20 protein-coding genes are annotated in these 24,397 nt (G+C 35.8%); 17 read left to right on the forward strand and 3 right to left on the reverse strand.

Annotated features, from left to right (window positions below):
• The first annotated feature begins 444 nt into the window (after nucleotides 1–444).
• From HYG86_RS14815 to HYG86_RS14825, 3 genes are all read left to right on the forward strand, one after another.
• Nucleotides 445–885 carry an NUDIX domain-containing protein gene (locus HYG86_RS14815; RefSeq protein ID WP_213166348.1) on the forward strand — a complete coding sequence of 147 codons (441 nt, stop codon included), beginning with the start codon at nucleotides 445–447 and terminating at the stop codon, nucleotides 883–885.
• A gap of 224 nt (nucleotides 886–1,109) precedes the next feature.
• Nucleotides 1,110–1,583 carry a glutathione peroxidase gene (locus HYG86_RS14820; protein WP_213166349.1) on the forward strand — a complete coding sequence of 158 codons (474 nt, stop codon included), beginning with the start codon at nucleotides 1,110–1,112 and terminating at the stop codon, nucleotides 1,581–1,583.
• 209 nt (nucleotides 1,584–1,792) lie between these two features.
• Nucleotides 1,793–2,488 (forward strand): gluzincin family metallopeptidase, encoded by a 696-nt coding sequence (locus HYG86_RS14825; RefSeq protein ID WP_246451811.1) that lies wholly within the window; start codon nucleotides 1,793–1,795, stop codon nucleotides 2,486–2,488.
• Nucleotides 2,489–2,570: 82 nt separating this feature from the next.
• Here the strand turns inward: HYG86_RS14825 and HYG86_RS14830 are convergent, their stop codons facing one another.
• Both HYG86_RS14830 and HYG86_RS14835 read right to left on the reverse strand, forming a co-directional pair.
• Nucleotides 2,571–3,848 carry an ABC transporter permease gene (locus HYG86_RS14830; protein ID WP_213166350.1) on the reverse strand — a complete coding sequence of 426 codons (1,278 nt, stop codon included), beginning with the start codon at nucleotides 3,846–3,848 and terminating at the stop codon, nucleotides 2,571–2,573.
• Complete coding sequence (locus HYG86_RS14835) at nucleotides 3,841–4,761, reverse strand: ABC transporter ATP-binding protein (protein WP_213166351.1); 921 nt, start codon at nucleotides 4,759–4,761, stop codon at nucleotides 3,841–3,843. The genes HYG86_RS14830 and HYG86_RS14835 overlap by 8 nt, the downstream gene beginning before the upstream one ends.
• A gap of 723 nt (nucleotides 4,762–5,484) precedes the next feature.
• Between HYG86_RS14835 and HYG86_RS14840 the strand changes: the two genes are divergently transcribed.
• The gene (locus HYG86_RS14840; RefSeq protein WP_213166352.1) at nucleotides 5,485–6,702 is read left to right on the forward strand and encodes a nuclear transport factor 2 family protein; all 1,218 of its coding nucleotides are present in this window, start codon (nucleotides 5,485–5,487) and stop codon (nucleotides 6,700–6,702) included.
• Between the two features lie 81 nt (nucleotides 6,703–6,783).
• On the opposite strand, the gene HYG86_RS14845 is transcribed toward HYG86_RS14840, so the two are convergent.
• On the reverse strand, nucleotides 6,784–8,142 hold the full coding sequence (locus HYG86_RS14845) for an MATE family efflux transporter (protein ID WP_213166353.1): 1,359 nt from the start codon (nucleotides 8,140–8,142) through the stop codon (nucleotides 6,784–6,786).
• Nucleotides 8,143–8,521: 379 nt separating this feature from the next.
• On the opposite strand from HYG86_RS14845, the gene HYG86_RS14850 reads away from it, so the two are divergent.
• The 13 genes from HYG86_RS14850 (at nucleotide 8,522) to HYG86_RS14910 (ending at nucleotide 24,172) form a co-directional block, all read left to right on the forward strand.
• Nucleotides 8,522–9,319 (forward strand): hypothetical protein, encoded by a 798-nt coding sequence (locus tag HYG86_RS14850; RefSeq protein WP_213166354.1) that lies wholly within the window; start codon nucleotides 8,522–8,524, stop codon nucleotides 9,317–9,319.
• Between the two features lie 341 nt (nucleotides 9,320–9,660).
• Nucleotides 9,661–11,109, forward strand: coding sequence for a sensor histidine kinase (locus HYG86_RS14855; protein ID WP_213166355.1), 1,449 nt, complete (start codon nucleotides 9,661–9,663; stop codon nucleotides 11,107–11,109).
• Nucleotides 11,106–11,717 (forward strand): response regulator, encoded by a 612-nt coding sequence (locus HYG86_RS14860; RefSeq protein WP_213166356.1) that lies wholly within the window; start codon nucleotides 11,106–11,108, stop codon nucleotides 11,715–11,717. Before HYG86_RS14855 ends, HYG86_RS14860 begins: the two co-directional genes overlap by 4 nt.
• Before the next feature lie 27 nt (nucleotides 11,718–11,744).
• Nucleotides 11,745–12,398: a hypothetical protein gene (locus HYG86_RS14865; RefSeq protein ID WP_213166357.1), complete on the forward strand. Its 654-nt coding sequence runs from the start codon at nucleotides 11,745–11,747 to the stop codon at nucleotides 12,396–12,398.
• Between the two features lie 34 nt (nucleotides 12,399–12,432).
• A complete protein-coding gene (locus HYG86_RS14870) occupies nucleotides 12,433–13,620 on the forward strand; it encodes a signal peptidase I (protein WP_213166358.1) in 1,188 nt (395 codons plus the stop codon).
• 154 nt (nucleotides 13,621–13,774) lie between these two features.
• Complete coding sequence (locus HYG86_RS14875) at nucleotides 13,775–14,350, forward strand: SipW-dependent-type signal peptide-containing protein (protein WP_213166359.1); 576 nt, start codon at nucleotides 13,775–13,777, stop codon at nucleotides 14,348–14,350.
• Between the two features lie 112 nt (nucleotides 14,351–14,462).
• Nucleotides 14,463–15,527 (forward strand): DUF5305 family protein, encoded by a 1,065-nt coding sequence (locus HYG86_RS14880; RefSeq protein ID WP_213166360.1) that lies wholly within the window; start codon nucleotides 14,463–14,465, stop codon nucleotides 15,525–15,527.
• Nucleotides 15,528–15,826: 299 nt separating this feature from the next.
• Entirely contained in the window at nucleotides 15,827–17,833 is a 2,007-nt protein-coding gene (locus HYG86_RS14885) for a methyl-accepting chemotaxis protein (protein ID WP_213166361.1), read from the forward strand.
• A gap of 348 nt (nucleotides 17,834–18,181) precedes the next feature.
• Nucleotides 18,182–18,502 (forward strand): M55 family metallopeptidase, encoded by a 321-nt coding sequence (locus tag HYG86_RS14890; RefSeq protein ID WP_213166362.1) that lies wholly within the window; start codon nucleotides 18,182–18,184, stop codon nucleotides 18,500–18,502.
• A 33-nt stretch (nucleotides 18,503–18,535) separates the two neighbouring features.
• The gene (locus tag HYG86_RS14895; protein WP_213166363.1) at nucleotides 18,536–19,384 is read left to right on the forward strand and encodes a hypothetical protein; all 849 of its coding nucleotides are present in this window, start codon (nucleotides 18,536–18,538) and stop codon (nucleotides 19,382–19,384) included.
• The gene (locus HYG86_RS14900) at nucleotides 19,371–19,958 is read left to right on the forward strand and encodes a hypothetical protein (protein ID WP_213166364.1); all 588 of its coding nucleotides are present in this window, start codon (nucleotides 19,371–19,373) and stop codon (nucleotides 19,956–19,958) included. Before HYG86_RS14895 ends, HYG86_RS14900 begins: the two co-directional genes overlap by 14 nt.
• A 321-nt stretch (nucleotides 19,959–20,279) precedes the next feature.
• A complete protein-coding gene (gene hcp, locus HYG86_RS14905; RefSeq protein ID WP_213166365.1) occupies nucleotides 20,280–21,932 on the forward strand; it encodes a hydroxylamine reductase in 1,653 nt (550 codons plus the stop codon).
• Nucleotides 21,933–22,138: 206 nt separating this feature from the next.
• Nucleotides 22,139–24,172: a bifunctional diguanylate cyclase/phosphodiesterase gene (locus tag HYG86_RS14910; RefSeq protein WP_213166366.1), complete on the forward strand. Its 2,034-nt coding sequence runs from the start codon at nucleotides 22,139–22,141 to the stop codon at nucleotides 24,170–24,172.
• The last annotated feature ends 225 nt before the right edge of the window (nucleotides 24,173–24,397 follow it).

Genomic DNA, 24,397 nt, shown 5'->3' on the forward strand with positions numbered 1-24,397 from the left:
TTTTCGTCAGTTATAAATCCATCCCACTGACTCTTTAAGATGTATAAGGGTAACAATTTTTTTATCTAGATAAGTATTTACTGATATTATATAATGTGTTTAATATTATTACAATAGGTTGTCATGCATTTTTAACGCTATACTACAATAGTTTTTGCCCCTGTGTCATTTGTGTTATAGCAACTGTTATAGTGTAAGGGGAGGACGTTAGTCAGTATACATTACATCCCCATGAAGTTATCTAGAGTCACTCATGGGGATGTTTTTCCCAGCAGGATTTCCTTATTTGTTATTGAATTATACATATAGTACTACTTTACTATGTATCACAAAGGGGGAGTTATATGATGGGGTTGGCAATCGTGCATAATATAAGAAGGTGCGTAACTATCCACGTTAAAGCCCTTCTTTTGGATTTTTTATATAATTTCAGGAGGTTTTCTAATGAAAAATATTAATGATTTAAAAGCTGGTGTAGCAGTTGTTATTTTTAACAATCAAAAGCAAGTATTACTACAAAAAAGGTCTGATGTAGGACTTTGGGGTATCCCTTCAGGGCATGTGGAAATAGGCGAAACAGTTTCTCAGGCAGCTATTAGGGAAGTGAAAGAAGAAACCAATTTGGATATAAGTATAAAAAAAATAATAGGTGTATACTCTGACCCTAATTCACAGGTATTTGAATATCCCAATGGCAAAGTGACACACTTTATAACAACTTGTTTTCTTGCTGAAGTTACAGGCGGAGAACTTAAGTGTAATTCAAAGGAGTCATTAGATATAAGGTTCTTTGAACATGATAATTTACCCCAAGACTTATTGAAAATGAATCCGAGATGGTTAAAAGACGCTTTATCAAATAGAAAATCAGCATTTATTCGGTAAAAGGGCATTAGCAATCAAGGGGCTCTATTAGGATTATGATATCCTAAGGATGCGCCTGGACAGCTATGGGATTTATTTATATCTGTAAAGAGGATATACCTAATTTACTACAGGACGGAATCCATCCGTCCTTATTTTATGCTGTAGTGAAAAAATGTTTGACATGATAAGTTGGATGGGGTAAAATTAAATTGTAAACAATTTAATTTTAGGGAGGGCAAATTATGAGCATTTATAATTATGAAGTCAAGGACAAAGATGGTAAAGTAGTATCCTTAGAGCAATACAAAGGGAAAGTTTTGTTGATAGTCAATACGGCTACTAGTTGTGGCTTTACTCCTCAGTATGAAGGATTACAAAATCTATATAGTAAATATAATGATGAAGGATTTGAAGTCCTTGACTTTCCTTGCAACCAATTTGGCAATCAAGCTCCTGGATCCAATGAGGAAATAGCTGAGTTTTGTACTTTAAAATACAATACTACTTTTAAGACTTTTGCTAAAATAGATGTAAACGGAGATAATGAAGAAGGCTTATATACTTACTTAAAGAAAGAAAAGGCAGGTATATTTGGCCCCAATGTAAAATGGAACTTTACTAAATTTTTGGTTGATAAAGAAGGTAAAGTAGTAGGACGTTACGCACCTACCTTTAAGCCTGACCAGATTGAAAGATATATACAAAAGTTTGTTTAAATAGTCTCAGGGAAGAGAGACTACAGAACCTATTTAAAAACTTTATAATATTACATCCCCATGAAGTGACATCTGTCATTTCAATGGGGATGTTTCATTAAGCAGGATTTTTGTGCTTTTTATTGAATATACAGTGTAGATGGTAACTATATAGATTTTGCGGGGCAAGGACGAATGCCATTTAATAATTATATTAAGGAGAGAACTAGATGACATATACACTTAATTTATCAAGGGAAACAGATCATTTTACTTTGCGTTTTACTGACCATGATAAGGAATGTATCGATGAAGTATTCGAGGTTTTAGAAAGTAGTTATAACAGAATTACCAGTGTCTTTAAAGAAAAGCTTGAGGAAAAGTTGATAGTAGAAGTTTACTCTGAACATAAAGAACTTCTTACAGCCCTGGGATTCCCCAATGGGCCAGACTGGATAAGGGGAGGTATAGGGGCAGGTAAGATTCTCATAGCATCTCCTTTAAATCCTCCACCAGGTTCTCAGTTTGATAATGTTGTAAACACTGCGGTCCACGAATTCGTACATAAAATAATTGATAAAATCAATGCTGATACACCTCGCTGGCTAAATGAAGGTATCGCCTCTTTTGAAGCAAAGGATAATAGTGAAAACTGGATACGGAAAACTGTCAAGCATGGAATTGATACTTCAGAGATTCCAACTTTTGATGATTTAGATACAGGTAATGATTTTCAGACATTCTTTAATGGAAACGGGTATCAGTTTTCCTATACCATGGTTGAATTCATTGTTTCGCAGTTTGGTTATGATAATTTGATAGAATTTATAAAGGAACCGACTGATTTTGCAGGAGTATTTGGAGCTACTAAGGAACAGCTGCAAGGCCAATGGGTGGAATATATAAAGGGTAATTACTCTGTTTAGGGATTTAGGATATGTAAAAGACAGCAACTGGGAAAAAAAGTAGTCACCTTAGTTTTTTAAGCTAAGTTGACTACTTTATTTTTTATACTATATCTTTTCTTTTAAAGCTGTAGACACCTGCTACAAGGCATATGGCTGTGTAAACTAAGATTACTACCACTGAAAACGTCAGTGTTATACCTGGTACCACTAAGCCACCTTCAAGGTAGTTTAGGATATTAATATGGGTTGTCAGTAGGTATTTAGATGCACTGAAGTTTCTCATTAAAGCACTTAAGATGTTGCCGAAAATTACTAACCCCATGGTGGCTACTAAGCTTATTGTAGCACTTTTAGTGAATACCGATATCAGCATACTAAAAGCAACTATCGCTGTCAGTAACACTAGGAACAATCCTAACATTATAAGTATATATTGGAAGTTTGTTACTAAGAATGCACCAGAGTAGTCATGAAACCAGCCGCTCATGTTGTTGCCGGTAAATTCCATACCAACTACCCGTGTTAGGTTTGCCCCACCAAATCCTACGAAAAATCCACCTATTATATAGCCTATAATGCTAACAACTGCAAAAACAAAGAGACCGTATATCATTAAGGCCGTGTATTTAGAAAGGTATAGTTTAACTCGGGTGAAAGGTTTTATAAGCAAAAGTTTAATTGTACCTAAGCTGTACTCACCTGAGATAGTTTCTGATGCTACTAAAACTATAACAAGGGGTAAAAGGAGACTTCCAACTGTGCTAAAGAACATGGTCAGGAGAAAGAAACTATTGAACTGATTATCTGGCTGAGTTGCTGCTATTTTTAACTTTAACTCTTTCTCTTGTGATTTCAGCTTAGATAGTTCCTCTGGAGAGTTATCCTTAGTTAGTTCTAAGGTTACTGACTCTAGTCTTTCTTCGTAATGTAGTTTTTGTACTTGATGTGAACTGTCCCCATGCTCTAGTTGTGCTTCTATAACCTCTATCCTTTTTTGCAGAAAAGGAATGTTCTCGCTGGGGGTATCAGGATTTGCTAGGCTTTCTTTAGCTTCTTCTAATTCTCTATTTAACCTAACTTCCCTTGCTTTTTCAAAACCCACTTCTAGTTCATATTTCATAAAATCTACTTCTTTTTGCAAGTCTTCTTTTACCTCTTTAGGTAAGTTAGGGTCATTTATCTGATTTTCGAGATATTCTATATTATGTCGAAGGTTTTCTTCATGCCATTGACTTTCCCAGTGATTGTCATAAGTTCTACTTGAGCCATACGCCATGATTGTGAAGATCAATATCATGAAGCCTATGCCAAAAACAATTCTTTTTTTGTGAAACATTTTAGAGAGTTCTAAGCCTACTAGTGTTGTGAATTTAGGCAATTACCTCACCTCCAGTTAGTTCTAGGAAGTAGTCTTCTAGGTTTCCATTACTAGCTGCTAAATGTGTTACATCAACATCTGCCAGTACTAAGGCTTTGTTTATCTGTGCCACTGAATCACCGCTGTATTTTACAGTTATCTTGTTTTCATCAACAACTACATCTTGTATATACGGTAAGGCTTTAAGTATATGTTTAGCTTTATCACTATCACTAACCTCTATGGTAACTTCTTGGTATTCCTTAGTTAGTAAAGATTTTACATCACCCTGTACAATAAGCTTGCCATTTGAGACTATGGCAACTTTGTTGCACAGTTGTTCAATTTCATGTAATAAATGACTTGATATAAATATGGTTATTTTTTCTGTGTCCGCTAGGTGGCCAATGATCTGGCGGATTTCTTTCATCCCTTGGGGGTCTAAGCCATTGGTGGGTTCATCAAGAATTAAAACCTTTGGTTTATTTAAAAGGGCTTGGGCTAATCCTAGCCTTTGTCTCATACCCAGGGAGTATGTTTTTACTTTTGTATCGATTCTGTTTTCCAATCGTACTAGTTTGATAACTTCTTCAATTCTTTCTTTATCCACATCACCTGATAATTTAGCAAAATGGATTAGGTTTTGTCTACCAGTATAGAAAGGGTAAAGCTCAGGATTTTCTACTATAGCTCCAACATCTTGTATGGCGTTTACGAAATCTGCTTGGATGTCCTTACCTAATATTTTGGCACTGCCTGATGTAGGCGCAATAAGGCCTACAAGCATTCTGATGGTTGTTGTTTTACCAGCACCGTTTGGGCCTAAAAAGCCAAATATATCCCCTTCGTTTATACATATACTGAGATTGTTTACAACTGTTGTTTTGCCGAATTGTTTAGTCAGTTGTGTGGTTTCTATAACGCATTTTTCCAATATTCAAATCCTCCTATTTCAAAGTTTTAATCAATTTTAAAAAATTACTAAGGTAAATACATTATATACCTTGCTATCTTTTAGTTGTAGGGGTAGATTATTAACTTTTTGTTAATAGTGTTAAGATAACAGACTGAGTAGACGCTAGCTTTCTCAGTCTGTATCTCTCTTAAGGGCTATTTTTTAAGATGGGTTTCCATACTTGATTATTGAATTATGCAATGGATACTTAACTTACAAGATGAAGAACAGTCAACAAAGGTAGCATAATAGCATATTGTTTATACACTTAGATGAGGATAAGAGTAAAGTTGCAGATAGGTTATGTATATATATTAATAAAAGATTAAGCTTAAGTTAAACGTATTGCTAACTAGAAAAATGTGGTATAAAATTATACATAATCTCAATTAGAAAGGGGCGGGAAGATGATAATTACTATTTGCTAATTCACTAAAGTGAATATTGAAGAAGTGTTAGGCCATGCCTTGAAGGCTTATTTTGGTATGCTTCTTTATAGTAAGTAGAGAATTTAGTCTGTTCCACCTAAAATTTATTTTAACTTAGTACAAATTAAGATTAAATAAAACTTTGGCTGTAAGAAGGCTTCTTCTTGTAGCCTTTTTTAATAGCTAAAAACTATACTTATCCATAAGCTTGCCCAAAAGCCTGACCGGTAAGGGAGCAAATAATTAAATAACTCAAAAAAGGGAGAGATATATTATGAAAGATATTAACAATGATAAAATGGCTATAGCTAAGTTGCTGGAGATAATGCAAGAGGGATATACAAAAAGAGCAGTGGAAGATATCGACGAGTATACAGAGAAACTATTTGTTAAAAGTGATGAAATGATTATCCTTGGTACTAGCTGTGGGGAATGGTGCTTAGGTTATGAGGACAGTAAGATGTTAATTGAAAATGACTGGAAGTATTGGGGCAATGTGATCATAGATAGGGAAAATTTAGAACTAACAACTAAGGGGGACATAGCGTGGTTTAGCACCCTAGGAAGTGTGGAGAAAGACTTTAGTCTTTCTGATAAAACATACGATAATTTTGTAAACTACGCTAAGGAATATTTATATGAAGAGAGATGCTGGCTTGGAGAGATTTCTGACGAAACCAGGCTTACTACTATAGCGTGGGAGCTAACCCATCTTCTAACAGGACAAGGGAAAAAATATAGATGGGAAATTAGGCTTTCGGGATTAGCTATAAAAGAAGAAGATGGATGGAAATTTACTCAGCTGCAATTCTCCTTTCCCACTACTTTAAGATATCCTGATGAAAGAATTTGGGACGATAACTTCTATGATAGATCCCATCAACATGGATTTGGCAAGCTAAGGGAATATAACAGCACTAAAGATGTAGAACAATCAGGTGAGGTTAGGGGCGTATTAAATAACTTCTCAAATGAATTCCTAAGCAAGGAACTAACCTCTGAGCAACTAGTTGATAAGTATTTCTCAAAAGAACAAGATATTAGGGTGCTAGGGACAGATACTGATAAGTACAATGGCCATGACCAAGTAATCCAATCAGTGCAAAACTACAAGACCCAGTGGGATGAGTTGAAAATAGGTGTAGAAGAGGCCATTGTATCAGTGTGCGGTGATACTGCATGGGTGATTACACAAGGGGAAGCCAATGTTACTATTACCCGCAAAGACGCAATCCGTATGGAAATAGAAAAATCTAAAGAGATTCTTGAATCAGATCTACTACCTTCTAAGGAAAAGCTTCTTAGAATCAACAGGAATGTTATCACTATGTTGAACGAAGCATCTAAGGGAGAAAATAACATATGGTCCATTAGATTTGACGCTGTGCTTCTAAAGGAAAACAATACTTGGGTTATTCACACCATGCAATTTTCTTATCCAGCTAATATAATCTTAGAGGGTAAGACAGATGCAGCGACTTTGATTGGGTAGTGGTGGTAGTTATTAAATTTTGAGATACACTAATAAGCCCTCACTAGGTCAGAGACCTAGTGAGGGCTTTGATATACTGTGCTAGCCTTCCACCAAAACATTTACCCATTTTCCGCTGACAAGTCTCATGGTACATAGTGTGCTTCGGATTATTTCTTCAGTAGCCACTACAATCATTACTATGGTTATGCCGTAGCCGAGCTTTGCAGCAATATATGCGGCGGGAATTCCTATGAGGCATAGGGGTAGTGTATCTACATACATACTGAATTTTGTATCTCCCCCAGCCCTTAGGATGCCCATTATATTAACTGTTGTCATGGCTCTAAAAATGAGCATAAGGGCATTGATTCTAATTATTATGTTCAAACTTTCCTTTGCGCTATCGGTTATATTGAAAAATCCTCCTGCCATGGGGCCTATTACAGAGAGAAGAACACTGCATACTATTCCTATACTAAGGGCCACTACAAACAAGTGGTGGGCATTGGTCTTTCCCTTTTCCACATCACCTTCACCCAAAGCATTTCCCACAATGGTGGCGGTGGCATATGCTACACTTTGGGCGATGATATGAAATACACTAGCCATTGTGGCCGCTATTTGAGTTGCTGATAAGGCATCTACAGAAACAATACCATAGATTTTTAGATAAACGGAAATACATATAACCCATACAACTTCAGTGATAAAGATAGGAATACCTGTTTTTATTATACTGTTGTTGATCGTTCTATTGGCATTGGTAAGTAGTTTGCCCACGGATATATTTAGGACATCTGTTTTTTTATAGACATAGGTGATTATTACCAGACATTGAAAAATCCTTGCAATCAGTGTGGCTATGGCAGCCCCTACTACTCCCAGGGTTGGGAGACCAAGGTTGCCAAATATCAGTAAATAGTTGAGCAACGTGTTTAACAACATGGAGAATATGGCTATATACATGGGATACTTGGTATCTCCTATGGCCCTTAACATACCAGAGTAGGCGAAGGTGATAGCAGTGGGTATATAGGAGATTGCTACAATCCCTAAATACTTAGAACCTAAATCAACGACTCCTGCATTTGTATTAAAGACACCTATTAAATGGTTGGAGAAAAATAGTCCTCCCATGGTAAAAATTCCACCGAATAGAAGCAATAGAAGCCAAGAAAATGACATAATTTCAGCTATGCTTTTTTTGTCCCCCTTACCATGGTACTGTGCTGTATACACAAAACATCCCCCTTGGGATCCAGTGATAAAGTATGTAAAGATTAGAAAGATCTGATTGGCTATACTGACAGAAGCTATAGGTATAGTGCCTAGACTTCCAATCATAAATATATCTATAAAATTTAGTGATGCACTGATGAAGTTTTGTATCATTACTGGTATTCCTATCCTATATAACTTCGTAAATACTTCTGTGTTAGTTGCCAATTGAAGTTTCATGGCTAGCCCCCTATAAATATAAGATGTCTAAATTATATCACAACATATTGGAACTGTAATTCTACATAGTAGAAAATTGCATATGAATGGGGTTAGAAGGAAGGGGAGGTGTGGGATGTAGCTCTTTCTTTTTCCTCGTATGCAGCGACAATCAGCGGTATTAAAATCTTGTTGAACTGTCATTGGTTTTCTTCTCTGTTTAGCCATTTGTAACAGTACTTGGTAGATACCTTTGAAATTAAGCCCAAAATCACAGCAGATGAGGATCAATAGTAGAAACTCCCTTTGATTTTTTAGGTTAAAGGGAGTTTTTTGGCATGTTTTACAACTCTGCAGAATAATTAATAAAAGGAATTATTATGTGGAGAGGAGTGTCTTTATGGGCGATAGTCCGGAAAAGAAGAGGAAAGTTGAAAGAATTACTCTGACTAGTATCATAGTCCTGCTGGTTATTATTATTGTCCTTATTCTATGTTGCTGTTGCAAAAACAGATATAATTCTATATCACTTAAAAACACCAATGAAGCAACAGCAGGCAGATTAAGTATAGGACTCAAACATAATTCAGCAGAGAGTACTACTCTCATGCTGCAACCCCTAGTGCAACCCGGGGATATAATAACTGTTGGGGAGAATAATGTGCCAGGCATGACTAAAATAGAGATATTTAATAGGGGCAACACAGATCTATTATTTCTGTCTAACTTTGAGTTCAGTGGAGATACAGAGTTAGCAGAGGTTTTTATTTTCTGGGATCTAAAGGTAGCAATGAAGAATATTCAAGGAGATGAAAATATAGTAGAACATTGGTTAATTAAAGACGGGAAAATATTATCCCAACAGTTGCAAGGGGCCGATGGGAGCGTGAATGGACAAAAAGATGGTATCATTTCTCTAGCGGAATGGAATAGCGATGAAAATCAAGTAAATGGTATACAAAGAGGATGGGATCTTGCAGGTCTAACAAAGTCAGATGTATATGAGCTATCCTTTACACTAGTTTTTGACACTGCAGCAGGTAATGAATACCAAAACAAATCCATTGATATAACATATTCGGTGTTAGCTAGCCAAATGAGGGAAAAAGCTTTAGGAAAACTAATGCAGGATTATCAATTGCCTGAAGTAGAAGACCTAAGCCTACTATTTGCTGGGATAAATAGTTCTAGACCTTAGACTAGAAAAAGGAGCTCACAAAGAATAATTAAACTTTGTCGAGCTCTATTTTGAAATCCCTAAACATTGAATAACCCCAACGGGAAGAAAGTATTTAGTTTATGTAAATCAGTGCTATAGATTTAAAACTAGAACTAGGGGGGAGCAAACTTGGGAAGTTGAAAATAATACTAGTCTATAGGTATGTATCACTAATAGTCACCTCAGGGTTTTACCTTTTACTGACACCAGAACACACTATTTCGCGGAAGGTTTTTATTGTTTTATGTATTAGTATATCTTCTTTATTACTTAGCTATCTTTATTATAAATCTCAAAACTCACAAAGAAAAATAATATTTTTGATTCTAATAGAGACCATAGGAAACTCCCTAGTCTTGATCCCTTCAGGGGGAATAAACAGCCCCTATGTTTGGTACTCCCTAAATACAATTTTAATTGCAGCATTTTACTTAAATAGTCGATATAGCTGGATTAACTTGAGTTTCTATCTGATATGTTCCACCATAGTAGTCCATTATTTCATAGAAAATAATCAACAGCTTTTAGATTTAATAGCAAGGGAAAAGAATCTTATACTAAGCTATATATTAATTACTGCCATAATCCAACTACTTAGGAGAAACTCTGAGAATATCGATATGGAGAGAGCAAAAATCACTGAACTCAATAAAGACTTGCATCGTGCAAACCAGAGGATCAAAGATAACCTTGACTACTCCATGGAACTGTACCAAGTGGTTCATTTTATCATGGAACAAAAGGAACTAAGCAGCCTCCTAAAAATCATCGTAGAGTATACTGAAAAAATCACTAAGGAAAATTCCTTTATATTGGTGACAAACAGTGGACAACAAGAAATCTTTGAATCCATAGGTATTAAAGGCGAAGCAGTTTCTGGATTAAAAAGTAAAATTAAAAAAATGGCTGCTACTACCTTTAATAGCGATACTGTAAATATAGAAATAGATAATAAGAATTACTTAATAACCCTTATAAAAACTAACTATAATACCTTTGCAGTTATGGGAATTGAAAAACAAAAAACATCAGAAAACCAGCTGGAACAACTAGACTTACTAGGAAGACTAACTGCTATAATGCTAGATAAGATTCAACTGCAACAGATGAACAATGATTTCCTTATAAATGAAGAACAAAACCGTATAGCTAACGAAATCCATGACGGTATTTTGCAACGGCTTTTTAATGCATCCTGTGGTATCTACTGTGTTATGAAGGCATTGGATAAGGAATCCACATATAACCTAAAGGAACAACTAGCTACAATAAAAAACACCATAAACACTTCCATGAAGGAATTACGGGCCACCGTCTACGGTTTAAGTTGGAATAAATACGGAGGCAATGCATTCAAAGATGATATAAAGACCCTTATCAAGGAAATCAGAAATCACAGCAATATTTCCGTAGAGTGTAGCTTACAAGGTAACCATGAATACCTTACTGTGGCTAAGAAGTCCGCCATATATAGGATTATAAATGAAAGTTTAGCTAACGCTGTACGTCATAGTGAAGGAGATCAGCTAAAGATTCTACTTAACATGGAAAGAGAATTAGTTTCCCTTAAAATATCAGATAACGGTGTAGGATTTGATGTAAGAGAACTCAAAACAAGTAATAGGGTTGGGCTGGGTTTAAAAAACATTACTAACTTAACTGAAGTTTTAGGTGGAACCATCAACCTGCACAGCGCAATAGGTGTTGGTACCACAATAGAAATAAAAATCCCCAACAGAGTAGTTTCAATCAAGGAGGAAGCTGTATGAATATCCTAGTAGTAGACGACCATCCCCTAGCACGTTTGGGATTATCCTCATCACTAGCCCATGTAACAAACATAGAAAACATTTACGAAGCCTCCAATGTCTCAGGGGCAATTAAGTTATTATCACATAATGACATAGATATGACACTAATAGACTTAAATCTAGGTAAAGAATACGGTTTAGAAATCGTAAAAGAGGCTCAAAGACTAAAGATTAGTTCTAAATTTGTTGTGTTAACCTCATCAGGTAAGATGTCAGACTTCACGAAGGCAAGGGAACTGGGAGTTGAGGGCTACCTACTAAAAGATGCATTAGTGGAAGATATAATATATGCTATCAGGGTGGTGGCACGGGGAAAACCTTTTTATGATTCAGAACTGGTCAACTGTAATTTTAAGAAAAAGGAAAATGACATAAGCCAGCTTACTGCTAGGGAAAGAGATGTGCTGGTGGAAATTGGAAGAGGTCTAAGTAATATAGAAATCGCCAGTAAACTCTTGATATCAGAATTTACAGTGAAAAAACATGTGAGTAATATACTGGGAAAGCTGAATCTTTCCCATAGAACTGAAGCAGCCCTGTATATAAATAACATAGATACAACGTAACACTTATAAGAAAGGAGATAGAAGGTAGTGAGAAGAAAAAGCTGGATAAATCCCAAAAAAGTAATGCTCCTTTGCTCCATACTATTCTTAGGACTTATGGGCACATCATACGCTTATTGGAATAGCAGTACCCTGGTAAATGGTACAATTACCCTAGGTGAGATTAAGTTAGGTATTGACAGTGGCAGTATAGAGTTTATTAGAAACGAATCAAGTGGTGGGGTAAATAATATCAATATAAGTGTTAATGGAAACACCATTAGGCTGTCAGGTGAGGTTAATAAGAACTTCAATGCAGTGTTGGAATTCAAAGTGTTAAATATAGGGCAGATTCCATTTGTTATAGACAGCACTACAGTTAATCCTAGTAACTCAATTGTATTAAAAAGAAATATATTAAGTACAACTGAAAAAATAGAAATAGAGTATAAACAGGGGCAATGGGTTGAAAAAATTATAATAGAAACAGATTTTGAAAAACGTAACCAAAAGGACAATCAACAGGGAGAAAATCCAAACACCGAGGAAGGCCTAAGTGATAACCCTGACAAAATAGTTAAGGAAAATACTGAAGAAAATATAGAGACAAAAAGTAAAAAAGCTGAAGATGAAAGGGAAAAAAATGAAGATGGAGAAATCGAAACAAATGAGGTTGATGAAGACAAAGAAGATAATGACTAAGTAATTCTAGACAAATGACCAAGGGGGAGTAACAATGAAAAACCTATTAAGTCTAAACGATAATAAGTTGCTACAGATAGCGCTAATACTTATATTTATGAGCATATATTTCCTTGAAAGCTCCCCTGTGATCAAATTAAATCCTCTAACCATGCCTATATTCTGGCTACTGTTAGCAATGGCAATCTGGAAACTTCCTTGCAAGGGCCCAGCAGCAAAAAGAAAACACAAAACCCTAGTGAAGACATGGGCAATTATACTGGCGATAATCCATGTGGCCATGCTTATTTTGGCAGGACTAGTAGACGGATTTGGTAGTAGTCCCTACAGTCACACCATCCTTGGCATTGTGTCAAATTCATGGATTGTTGCTCCTCCACTGTTGGCCAGAGAAATCATACGTGGATACTTAATCAACACCTCCATGGGGAAAAAGGAAAATACCCTACGGATAATTTTGATTTCCCTGGGTTTGACTGTGGCAACAATCCCTTTTGCTAGACTTTTATCCCTATCAAATATAGAACAAACTGTCCAATTCATCGCCCAGCACCTAGGGCCTGAATTTGCCAATAGCATCTTGGCTAGTTATCTAGCTTATTTTGGGGGACCTATTGCAAGTATTATTTATTTGGGTATACTTCAGGCCTTCCACTGGTTCTCTCCCATACTACCCAACCTTCGTTGGATTATTACAGCAGCTGTGGGTATACTTACACCTATTTTTTCACTTCTGGCGTTTCAACATCTATACGCAGTGGAAATAAAAAAAATCAAAGTACATGGAAAAAAAGAAAGTATCCTTAGTTGGATGATAACAAGTTTATTTTGTATAACAATAATTTGGTTTGCAGTGGGTGTATTCCCCTTATATCCATCTGTTATAGCAACGGGGAGCATGCAACCCATGATTGATCCAGGGGATATTATAATAGTTGAGAAAATTACTGATATGGAAGGTTTAGAAGCCTTAACTGTAGGGGATGTGATCCAGTTCAAACAAGGAGGCATACTTATAACTCACCGCATTGAAGAAATTAATGTGGTAGATGGCGTAGTAAATTTCAAAACAAAGGGAGACAATAACTCAATATCAGACAGAGAACCAGTCAAACCAGAACAAGTAAGAGGAAGAATAGTAAAGGTAATTCCTAAAGTGGGATGGCCTACACTTTTATTAAAACAACAAAAAGATATCCCACTAGACGAAGTAGAATTTTAATTGACCCAATGAATACTTAATTTTCATCTGTGAACTCTACTCCTAAAGTAGTAGAAAAAATCACTCTAAGGTAGGACTTAAGGACTAATCAAAAAGCATATAATTAAATCAGAAAGGTCATGAGACCTTTACTATACTTAGAGGAGAGATGTAAATGAAAAAAACGAAATTTATTGCCTTGGCACTAATAGTAGCCTTGTCCCTAATCGGTGCCGGTTATGCCTGGTGGACTGATAGTATCAACATTAATGGTACAGTTGAAACAGGTAAATTTGAAGTAATTGTTGAAAATGTACATGTACAACCAAGCTCGCAGTATGTTAAAGATAATGGAAGTAATGTTAACTCAGCTAAAGATACTGCCAATATTTTAATTAAAGATATGTATCCAGGCTCCCATGCAACTGCATACGTCACAGTAAAGAATACAGGTACAGTGAAAGCAGTTTTACAAAGCTTTGACGTTCAACAAATTTCAACCTCTTCCAGCTTGAACGCAGTTATTTTAGCTAACAACATTCCACTAACCGAAGGATTTTTAGGAGCTGGTCGCCTTGCTTTAAAACTTGCCCTAGATAATCAATTTGCTGGAGTAGAAATTGAGCCAGGAGATTCTAGGGTATTTGAAGTAAGATTAAGCATGCCACTTGCAGCTGGCAATAGCACACAAGAGGAAAATGTATCCTTTAAAATTAAAGCTAACTGGAGACAATATTTCCCACAGAATTAAAAACTGCAAAGAACTTAACTCCCTCAGGAGCTAAGTTCTTTATTATTTTATTCATATTTTCGCAACTCCCATAATATCTTAGAAGAGGATAAATAATGCTAGGAGTGAGGGTATGAAAAAGAAGATAAGTAAAAATGTAAGGTTAGGCGTTATTATATTCAGTATAGTGATAATCTGTGGAGTACTGATAAATATATTTGTGCAAAGGAACGAGGAGAATGAGAAGGCTGCCCTATATAACTACAGTAATATTGCAAATATATCTTACCAAGTCTCACTAAAACCCAACTCCCTATTCAGTGAAAGGCACTTAGGGGAGACTGAAGTATACCTAACAGAATTTGTGGAACACATCGATACAGATTTTACCTATGAATTCAATGGTGAAAGCAGTGCAAATATCTCAGGAGTGTATGAGATTGTGGCAGTGTTAGAGGGGATTAACAACCAAGGAGATGGACCAAAAACCGTATGGAAAGAGGAATTTATTATTAAACCTAGCACAGATTTCAACACAGTTGATGGCTACTTAGTTATTACTGAAAACATCCCCTTAACCCTAGACAAATACATAGACTTTGCCGAGGAGGTGGCAACATACACAAGGGTAAGACTAGCAAGTAGGCTCACTGTAAACATGAACATAAACCTAGCTGCAGAAACAGAGCATGGAATGGTTGAGGAAAAATTAGCCCCAAGCTTGGTAATCCCCTTTGGAGATAATCAATTTGAGATTTTGAAAAACGAAATAGCGGAAGAAAAGAGCCTTATGGGCACCATGGAATCTATACCCAGCAGTTCAGCAAGAATACTACAGATAGTCATTATAGTGATACTTGTAGCAGTAGTGGTTTACACAATGGTTTTCACAGCAAATGCAAAACCCAAGGGAAGATATGAGAGAAAGATAGAAAAAGTATTCAAAGAGCATCAAGAACGCCTGGTAGCATTACAAACAGAAGTGATAAACAATCATAGAATCACATTTAGAGTAAAAACTTTCGAAGATCTGGTAAGGGTTGCCGATGAACTAACAAGGCCCATAATGTATGTATACAGCCACAATTACGTAGATATTAAAAATTTTTTCGTCCTTGATGATATATACATATATCTATACGACATGAGTATCATTGAATCAAATGAGCCCCAAGAAGAAGGTACCTCCGCCCCATAAACACATGGTTATTCACACCATGCAACTGTCCTATCCAGCTAATATAATCCTAGAGGGTAAGACAGATGCAGCGACCTTGATAGGGTAGTTCAAGTATATTTTAAAGTCACCTAGAATTTTTTTTTAATCATTACCCCACTAAAGTGAGGGAAGAACTCACTTTAGTGGGGTTTAATTGTGTATTTATAGGAAATGATGTCGAAAAAAAGAGGAAAATGTCAAAAAAAGTAGAATACTTCATATTAAGAACGGCTAAATATTTTAATACTATTCTACAAAATTACAAGGAGGATGATTTTATGAAGTTAAGAGATAAGTTACTCATACCGATTTTGCTATTATTAACCATTACTATTGGAGTAATCGGAATTTTTAACTACACCCAAACAAAGAACCGTATTACAGATATGTTCCACGATGAAATGGAAAATGTACTAAATAATACAGTTCAGTCTGTTATTTCTGGTCAGAGAGCCATAGAAATAACCACAACATCACTAAATGAAAGTAATTTATCCCTTACACAGTCCATTGCAGAGCTTATTTTAAATAATCGCTCTCTATTAAGCACTGAAAACATGACCTCCTTAGCGGAAAGCCTTGGGGTAGATGAAATCCATGTCATTGATGAAAATGGTATAATAACTCACGGAAATATTACAGAATTCTATGGATTTGATTTTAATACATCTGAACAAACTAAACCTTTTTTGCAGGGGATTACAGATGATAATTTTAGATTAGCCCAAGAGCCAACGGAAAGGGGAACCGATGGTGTGCTGTTTCAGTACATAGGTGTTTCGCGATTGGATAGGCCTGGTGTTATTCAAATTGGTGTAAGGCCTGAAGCCATCGAAGATATGATTGCCCAGATGGATATAAGGGATTTAATTGAGAACATAAGGGTTGGTGAAGAGGGTTATGCTTATGTTATCAATGGTGAAGGTGAAGTACATGCCCACAAAGACTCAACCCAGGAAGGTGAGAATATTTCTGATTTCCAATGGGGCCAGGAGATTATAAGGACCGGTAGTGGAGAAATAACTTACCGGGAAAATGGTAACGAATACTTAGCATTCTTCGACAAAGTAGATGACAACATAGTTGTTCTAACCATTGATTTACAGGAAATCAACGGACCATTATCCACCCTAGCTTGGATAACTATTTTAGCACTTGTAGTATCTATACTGATTATGATTCCGGTAATTTTTATAATAGTGAACGTACAAGTATCAAGGCCACTGACTAAGCTTGTTGGTGCTATGCAAAAGGCAGGACAAGGGGACTTGACTGTTGAGGCAAGACATAACTCAAAAGATGAGATAGGCATTTTAGCCAAGGGATTCAATGCTATGATACTAAACTTTAGAACATTGATAATGGATATAGATAATAATTCAGAAAACGTAGCAAAATCATCAAAACAATTGACCATTACCACTGAACAAAACACTTTAGCTGCCGATGAAGTAGCTAGGACAATTGAAGAGATTGCAAACGCTGCAAATGAACAGGCTCGAGAGACGGAAAAGGGTGTTAGCTATACAGAGGAGCTAGGGTTAGCCCTAGAAAATGAGCAATTACTGATTACACAACTAAATAAAAGTGCAGATGAAGTTAATATCCTTAAAGATGAAGGTTTTGTCACACTTGCTGATCTTACGGAAAAAACCAATAGCAATAGTGTGTCTATTGGTGAAGTTAGAGATGTTATTATAGATACAAATAACAGTGCTGAAAGTATAGCAAAAGCCAGTGAAATGATTCAAAATATCTCAAATCAAACTAACTTACTTGCTTTAAATGCTGCCATAGAAGCAGCTAGAGCCGGTGAAGCTGGAAAAGGTTTTGCCGTTGTAGCCGATGAGATAAGGAAGCTTGCGGAGCAGTCCAATAGTTTTACAGGGGAAATTTCTCAAATAATAAGTGACTTAACTGAAAAAACCCAATACGCTGTAAAAAATATGGCTAGGGTTGAAGAAACTGTGGAGCTGCAAAATCAAAGCTTACAGAGTACGAACTATAAGTTTGAAGGTATATCCCATGCCATGGAAAACATGAAAAAAGTTATAGAAGACCTAAACGTATCAAGTGAGCGAATGAAAGAAACTAAAAATGAGGTTATGAATATCATTGGCAGTCTCGCTGCTATATCGCAACAAAACGCAGCAGGAACCCAAGAGGTTTCAGCTTCTGTGGAGGAGCAAACTGCCTCCATGACAGAGATCGCAGGGGCCAGTGAGGCTTTAGCAGAACTGGCAAATAGTATGAAAAAAGCCATAGAGAAGTTTATATATTCATAGATAAAATGTATCCTAATTAAAGAACTAAAGACTTAGAAACCTCCCATATCATCAATTTGATATGGGAGGTTTTTTCATTCAAAAATAGTAGAATCTATAGAACTATACATATGAGAACTTATTAGCTAGAAGAGTATAATAATACATGGAATTTAAAGGATATGTTAGATTAAAATGAAATAGTAAAAAGAGAATGCAAAAGAATAATTTAGAGACAAAAAGATAGTAGGGGCAGTGAACTTTTAGCAGGAAAGTATGATGTTACGGTTGAATATATACATATGATTAGTATTGTTAAAATTGATAGTATTTTATAGATTAAATCTTTAAAAATTAAGAGGTGATAAAGTGAATAAGTTTGAAACAGTTGTGGTGAAAAAAGGTTTATCACGTTTCTCTGCTTTATCTGTACACCCAACAAAGGCACGGGAAATGATATATGAAGGGGTTAAAAGGGGCCTAATTAAAAAGGACTCCAAAAAGCCATTAAAACTTCAGGAGCCAATAACCATGGAAATAGACTTTAAAGATTCTAACATGGCCGACACTGCTTCTTTAATACCTGGAGTAAAAAGACTTAACCCTAGAACTATTTCTTATACAGGTGATGGGGAGACTATATTCAAGTTGCAGGAGCTTATTATATTTAGGTTAGTCGATCAGCTGTAAAGGAATACTTTAAAAAAAAGGGGTGTGCGCTTTATGAAAGAGATAGATAGTAGGGCTAGGGAAGTGGTGGAAAAACTACAAAAAGATAGATTATTGGGGTATATACTGACTTCTTCTTTGTTTGCATTAATGGTGATGTTACCTTTTAGCTTTATTTTTGAAACTAGTCCTGAGCAACGACTGGCCTTATTTTTTATGACTGTTGCAGCTAAGATAATACTGGATTTGGCCTATAATATAGATAGAATCCTAGAAAGAATACCCAAAAAGCTTATAGCTATTTTAATTGTTCTAATTTTCCTGCTTACTCCCGTTGGTGGTCTAAACTTATCTAGGAACTTTCACCTTTCACCGGAAGGGGCTTTGGGTTTAGAGATCGACCATATTGAGCTTATAGAAGATAATGTTTATGGGGCATATTGGGCTAACGGACTAGAATATGGTGTGGCTATTTTGGAAAACACATTAGGTGGCCTAAGGTGGAAGCAGATAAGTGGGTCTTTTCATAATGCCATGCCCTTTGGTAGTTCTCACTGGGAAGCTACCGCAATCTCTATGGACTATGATAATCCCACATCATTTTACTATGCATCGTTCTTTAAGACTTACGAACCTGAAATCAAAGGGAACACTCTCAATGTTTTTTATAACGAAAAAACAGGTATTAAAAGAGTTGAGGAAATTATAGAATTAGATGGGGAAATAAAGCCGGGAATTAACTTTTTTACAGGCGTGGGTGAGTTATCCAAAGAGCCTAGATGGATAGATATTGTGAACATGGATTATAGAATAGTCATTGAAGAAGTGGATGTTAGAGAAAATGATGGCGTATATGCTTACTTTAAAATGATAGGGGGTTACCAGCTACATGAAGCAGAATAAAATTTTTACCCTCGATAAACTAATGATCACATGGGTCATTACCCTTATGGTAGCCTTAAGCCTAGCATTTTTGCTTATGGACTCTTACTATCAAAATAGAAAGTATAAAGTAGAAGAAGAGAGGAGTATAGGAGCTTATATTGCTGAAGTTTCCATAGAGGCAAAGGGTTTTGTATACGAAGTTGATACTCGAAGAAGTAGTGTGGATTTAGATTACTGGAATCTTGTTTCGTTTGGTAACAAGATTAGAAAGGCTGATGAGTTGGGTCTTAAGGATTTTGGATGGTTATACGATTTTGTATATAGTCTAGTTAGACAGTATGATATAACTGATGACATAGAGGAAAAGGAAATGTTATTAGACTTTATCGCTGAAGTACACAAAGATATAATTACTATGACAGATATCTACAGAGGCAAAAGTTTAGAAGATGTAACATGGTCTGAAAACTTCAGATATCGAGAAAAAGTCCAAGGTAAGGATAAGGAATTTAACAAAGAACGGGACGAATTATTCAGAGGGCTTCATGATCGATACTATATTGAAGTTAGGGAGCAGCTGGGGGCTAAATAAAAATAGATGGTCTAATAAAGGTTTATAAAAAAGTCCAATGGGATTAACCCATTGGACTTTTTGACTTTAGATCTCCCTCAGAGTAATAAATTCACAAAGGCACTTTGATGTTTGACTAAACATTAATTAAAGGGAAATACTACTTTAAGGTTTCCAATTTGTCAGTAATTTAAAGCGAACTAAAGATTGATTATATTTGGATTATTGTGATATAATAATATTTAATAATCATTACCAATTAGGAGGGAGTGAGGAACAGTAAATAGAATGTAGGACTCACGTATTGAGTCTTATAACCTAATAAAAACTGGAGGGAACAATATGGATAATGCAATGTTTTGTTATCAATGTGAACAAACAATGGGAGGAAAAGCCTGTACTAAAAGTGGGGTCTGTGGTAAAACTCCGGAAATAGCAAATTTGCAAGATTTATTGATCTATCAGTTAAAGGGAATTTCCTGCTACGCAAAGGAACTTATGGAAAAAGGCCAAGTAATAGATAAAGAGGTTGTAGAATTTGTGGAGAACTCTTTATTTACTACTTTGACTAATGTAAACTTTGACGTTCAGTCCCACTTAAATCTATTAAGGGAGTCACAAGGTATAAAGGAGACTCTCAGGAATAAAGCAACAGAAAAAGAGTATCCGGATTGTGCTACATATAACCTAAGTGAGACAAAAGAGCAGATGTTAAAGGATGCTGTAAAGGCAGGCATTATGTATGACCAAGATTTAGATGCAGATATACGTTCTTTAAGATGGACCATAGTCTATGGATTAAAGGGTATCAGTGCCTACGGACATCAAGCAAGATTTTTAAACTATAACTCTGACCAAGTGGATAACTTCTATTTCTTAGGATTAGAAGCCACTACAAATGAAGAATTAACCGTAGAAGAACTGATCCGGATGACAATGAGAACTGGGGAAATGAGTGTAGAAGTGATGAAGATCTTAGACAACGCTAACACTACTACATATAAGCATCCAACCCCTCATAAAGTAAATGTTAATAAGAAGAAGGGACCATTTATTGTTGTCTCTGGTCACGACTTAAAAGACTTAGAGATGTTACTTGAACAAACACAAGACAAGGGAATCAATATCTATACCCACGGTGAGATGCTACCGGCACACGGGTACCCATCCCTTAAAAAGTACAACCACCTAGTGGGTAACTTTGGTTCAGCTTGGCAAAATCAACAGAAGGAATTTGATAACATACCAGGATGTATACTTATGACAACCAACTGTTTGATGAGACCTAGGGAAACATATAAAGATAGGATATTTAGTACCAATGTTGTAGGTTGGGACGGAGTTAGACATGTTAAGTTAAAAGAAGATGGAACAAAGGATTTTAGTGAGATAATCAATAAGGCTTTAGAACTTGGTGGTTACCAAGAAGATGAGGAAGTAAAAGAAATTCTAGTAGGCTTTGGTCATGATGCTACCCTATCCCATGCAGGAGCAATTGTTGATGCAGTTAAGGAAGGTAAGCTAAGACACTTCTTCTTAATAGGCGGGTGTGATGGTGCAAGACCTGGCAGAAATTACTACACCGAATTTGCAGAAAAAGTTCCCGATGACTGTGTTATCTTAACACTAGCATGTGGTAAGTATAGATTTAATAAGTTAGACTTTGGTACAGTGGCAGGACTGCCTAGATTACTAGATGTTGGCCAATGTAATGACGCATACTCTGCAGTTAGAATAGCAACAGCTCTAGCAGATGCCTTCGATACAGACGTAAATTCATTGCCACTAACTATCGTACTTTCATGGTATGAGCAAAAAGCAGTTGCTGACTTATTAGCACTATTATCACTGGGTATCAATGGGATGTACTTAGGACCTAGCCTTCCTGCATTCATATCACCAAATGTACTACAGTACTTGGTAGATACCTTTGGTATAAAACCCATAAGTACAGCAGATGAGGATCTGAAGAGCTCGTTGAAGCAAGCTAATTAATATACTTTGAATATGGAGAAACTCCCTTTGAATATAGGATCAAAGGGAGTTTTAGTTATAGATGTTTTTTAGACAATATCAAATGTCGAAATATGATGAAAAATGTGGTAAAAAACATTGCTAAAATTTACAACATCAATTATATTGGAATAAGTAGTATTTTATTCCAAGGGCAGAGTTGAATAGTTTAAGGTGGAGGTGGAAAAGTGGGTCTATTAAATTTTTTAAACAATAAACTGAAAAGTACCCATGGTGAAGAGGGAGAAACTAAGAAAATAGTTCTTAAAATTGTAGCTGCTTACGGAGTAATAGGAATTTTTTGGATAATTGTTTCTGATAGATTACTTTACACTTTTATAGGAGAGCCGAAAACTCTTCAGAACATTCAAGAATATAAGGGGATTTTTTATGTTCTTATTACTATGTTTTTTATTTACCGACTGGTGTACACGCCAATTAACTTACTAACTAAATCAAATAAAAGAATAAAGGAAACTAACTTTAAGCTAATGGATACATATAGTGAGCTTGCTGCTACTGAGGAAGAACTAATAGCTCAACTAGATGAAACAAAGGCGATAAATAAGCGGTACCAACTTCTTATAGAAGGTTCAAAAGATGGAATATGGGAATGGGATTTACTTAACGATAAATTTAATTTTTCTATAGTTACTAAACCTCCATTTAACTATGCTGTGGGTGAAATACAAGGGGGATTTGAGCAGTGGAGTAAGCTCATTCATCCAGATGATAAAGAAAAGGCTAATGTAATATTCAACAAGTATTTAGGAGAAAAGAGTGGAACATATAGAAGCACATACAGGCTCCGTTGTAAGGATGGAAGTTACAGATGGATTTTAAGCCAGGGACAAGCTGAATGGGATGTGGGCGGTAAAGCCATCAGGGTGGCAGGATCACATACTGACTTGACAGAAACCATAGATTTAAAGGAAAGCTTACATAAACTTTACTATTATGACAACGTCACAGACTTACCAAACCGTCAGATGATTAAAATGAAAATTGAAGATAAAATTGCTGAATTCCCAAAGGAGAAATTTGCACTTGTGTGCTTTGATATAGATAACTTCAAGCATATAAACGATACACTTGGTCACTTTGCAGGTGACGAACTTCTGCGGTATGTTGCTAAGGTTTTAAAAGTAAAATTAGATAGTGTACATAGAATAGCCCGACTAGGGGGAGATGAGTTCTTAATTTTACTAGAGTATAGTGAAATATCAAGAATTTTAGCAGTTACAGAGGAATTAGTTACAGAATTGAGGAAACCATGGCATTTCCAGGATAAAGAATTCCACATCTCTTTAAGCGCAGGTATAGTAACTTACCCAGATCATGGTAGTAACTTTGATGCCTTGCTTAAAAACGCTGATTCCGCAATGTACGCTGTGAAGGAAAATGGTAAAGATAACTTTGGTTTATATACAGATGAAGAACAACAAAGGCGCTCTGAGTATATGGAGATTGTAAACGACTTACATCATGCCATAGATAAGAAGCAATTTGAGTTATTTTACCAGCCCATATTAAACTTAGAATCTAGGAAGGTAATTGCTGTGGAAGCGTTGATTCGCTGGTTTCACCCAGAAAAAGGGTTTATACCACCGGATAAATTCATACCAATTGCTGAGCAGACAGGTCAAATTCATGAGATTAATAGCTGGGTACTAAGAACGGCATGTACACAAAAGAAGAAATGGGAGCAAATGGGATTTGAACCAATTACGTTTTCCATTAATTTTTCCTGTAAAAGTTTTACACAGGTAGATCCAGTAAAAAATACACAAATGATAATAAATGAATCCGGTGTAAAATATGATGAGATACAACTAGAGATTACAGAAACTTCTCTTATTGAAAATTTCGATTTAGCAATAGACACTATAAGAGAACTTAGTGAGCGGGGAATTAAGTTTGCATTAGATGACTTTGGAACAGGTTACTCTTCCTTTACTTATTTAAAAAAATTACCTATAGATTGTTTAAAGATAGATAGGGATTTTTTACTTACAATAGAAATGGATAAAACAAATGAAATTATAGTTAATAAAGTAATAGAATTAGCCCACGTACTAGGCATGAAAGTTATTGCTGAAGGAATAGAAACCGTAGAGCAGCTTGAGGTACTAAAGAAATATGGATGTGATAGGGGTCAGGGGTACTATTTTAGCAAACCATTACCCAGTAGTCATATAGAAGAATTTCTGGTAAAACAATAGAAGTTACCTATTTGCCACTTAATAATAGGCCTCTGGGCGTCATACCTTGCATCTTGGCTATTTGTTAAGCTAGGTTTAAGTGAGAAGTAAAATAGATAATATAACTAAAGATGACAGTAATATAATAAATGCCTAGGTTTTTGCTGTAAGTGGTTTTTTTTTAGAAAAAACACCTCAAGTTAATTTGCTTGAAGTGTTTTTTCTATTCTATTCGTTTATATTTTT

This window comes from Alkalicella caledoniensis (assembly GCF_014467015.1).
Taxonomy (GTDB): Bacteria; Bacillota; Proteinivoracia; order Proteinivoracales; family Proteinivoracaceae; genus Alkalicella; species Alkalicella caledoniensis.

Coding starts and splice junctions, on each gene's coding strand:
- HYG86_RS14815 (WP_213166348.1), top strand. CDS start 445: ATGAAAAATATTAATGATTTAAAAGCTGGTGTAGCAGTTGTTATTTTT.
- HYG86_RS14840 (WP_213166352.1), top strand. CDS start 5,485: ATGAAAGATATTAACAATGATAAAATGGCTATAGCTAAGTTGCTGGAG.
- HYG86_RS14895 (WP_213166363.1), top strand. CDS start 18,536: ATGAAAGAGATAGATAGTAGGGCTAGGGAAGTGGTGGAAAAACTACAA.
- HYG86_RS14860 (WP_213166356.1), top strand. CDS start 11,106: ATGAATATCCTAGTAGTAGACGACCATCCCCTAGCACGTTTGGGATTA.
- hcp (WP_213166365.1), top strand. CDS start 20,280: ATGGATAATGCAATGTTTTGTTATCAATGTGAACAAACAATGGGAGGA.
- HYG86_RS14885 (WP_213166361.1), top strand. CDS start 15,827: ATGAAGTTAAGAGATAAGTTACTCATACCGATTTTGCTATTATTAACC.
- HYG86_RS14900 (WP_213166364.1), top strand. CDS start 19,371: ATGAAGCAGAATAAAATTTTTACCCTCGATAAACTAATGATCACATGG.
- HYG86_RS14845 (WP_213166353.1), bottom strand. CDS start 8,142: ATGAAACTTCAATTGGCAACTAACACAGAAGTATTTACGAAGTTATAT.
- HYG86_RS14870 (WP_213166358.1), top strand. CDS start 12,433: ATGAAAAACCTATTAAGTCTAAACGATAATAAGTTGCTACAGATAGCG.
- HYG86_RS14875 (WP_213166359.1), top strand. CDS start 13,775: ATGAAAAAAACGAAATTTATTGCCTTGGCACTAATAGTAGCCTTGTCC.
- HYG86_RS14820 (WP_213166349.1), top strand. CDS start 1,110: ATGAGCATTTATAATTATGAAGTCAAGGACAAAGATGGTAAAGTAGTA.
- HYG86_RS14880 (WP_213166360.1), top strand. CDS start 14,463: ATGAAAAAGAAGATAAGTAAAAATGTAAGGTTAGGCGTTATTATATTC.
- HYG86_RS14825 (WP_246451811.1), top strand. CDS start 1,793: ATGACATATACACTTAATTTATCAAGGGAAACAGATCATTTTACTTTG.
- HYG86_RS14850 (WP_213166354.1), top strand. CDS start 8,522: ATGGGCGATAGTCCGGAAAAGAAGAGGAAAGTTGAAAGAATTACTCTG.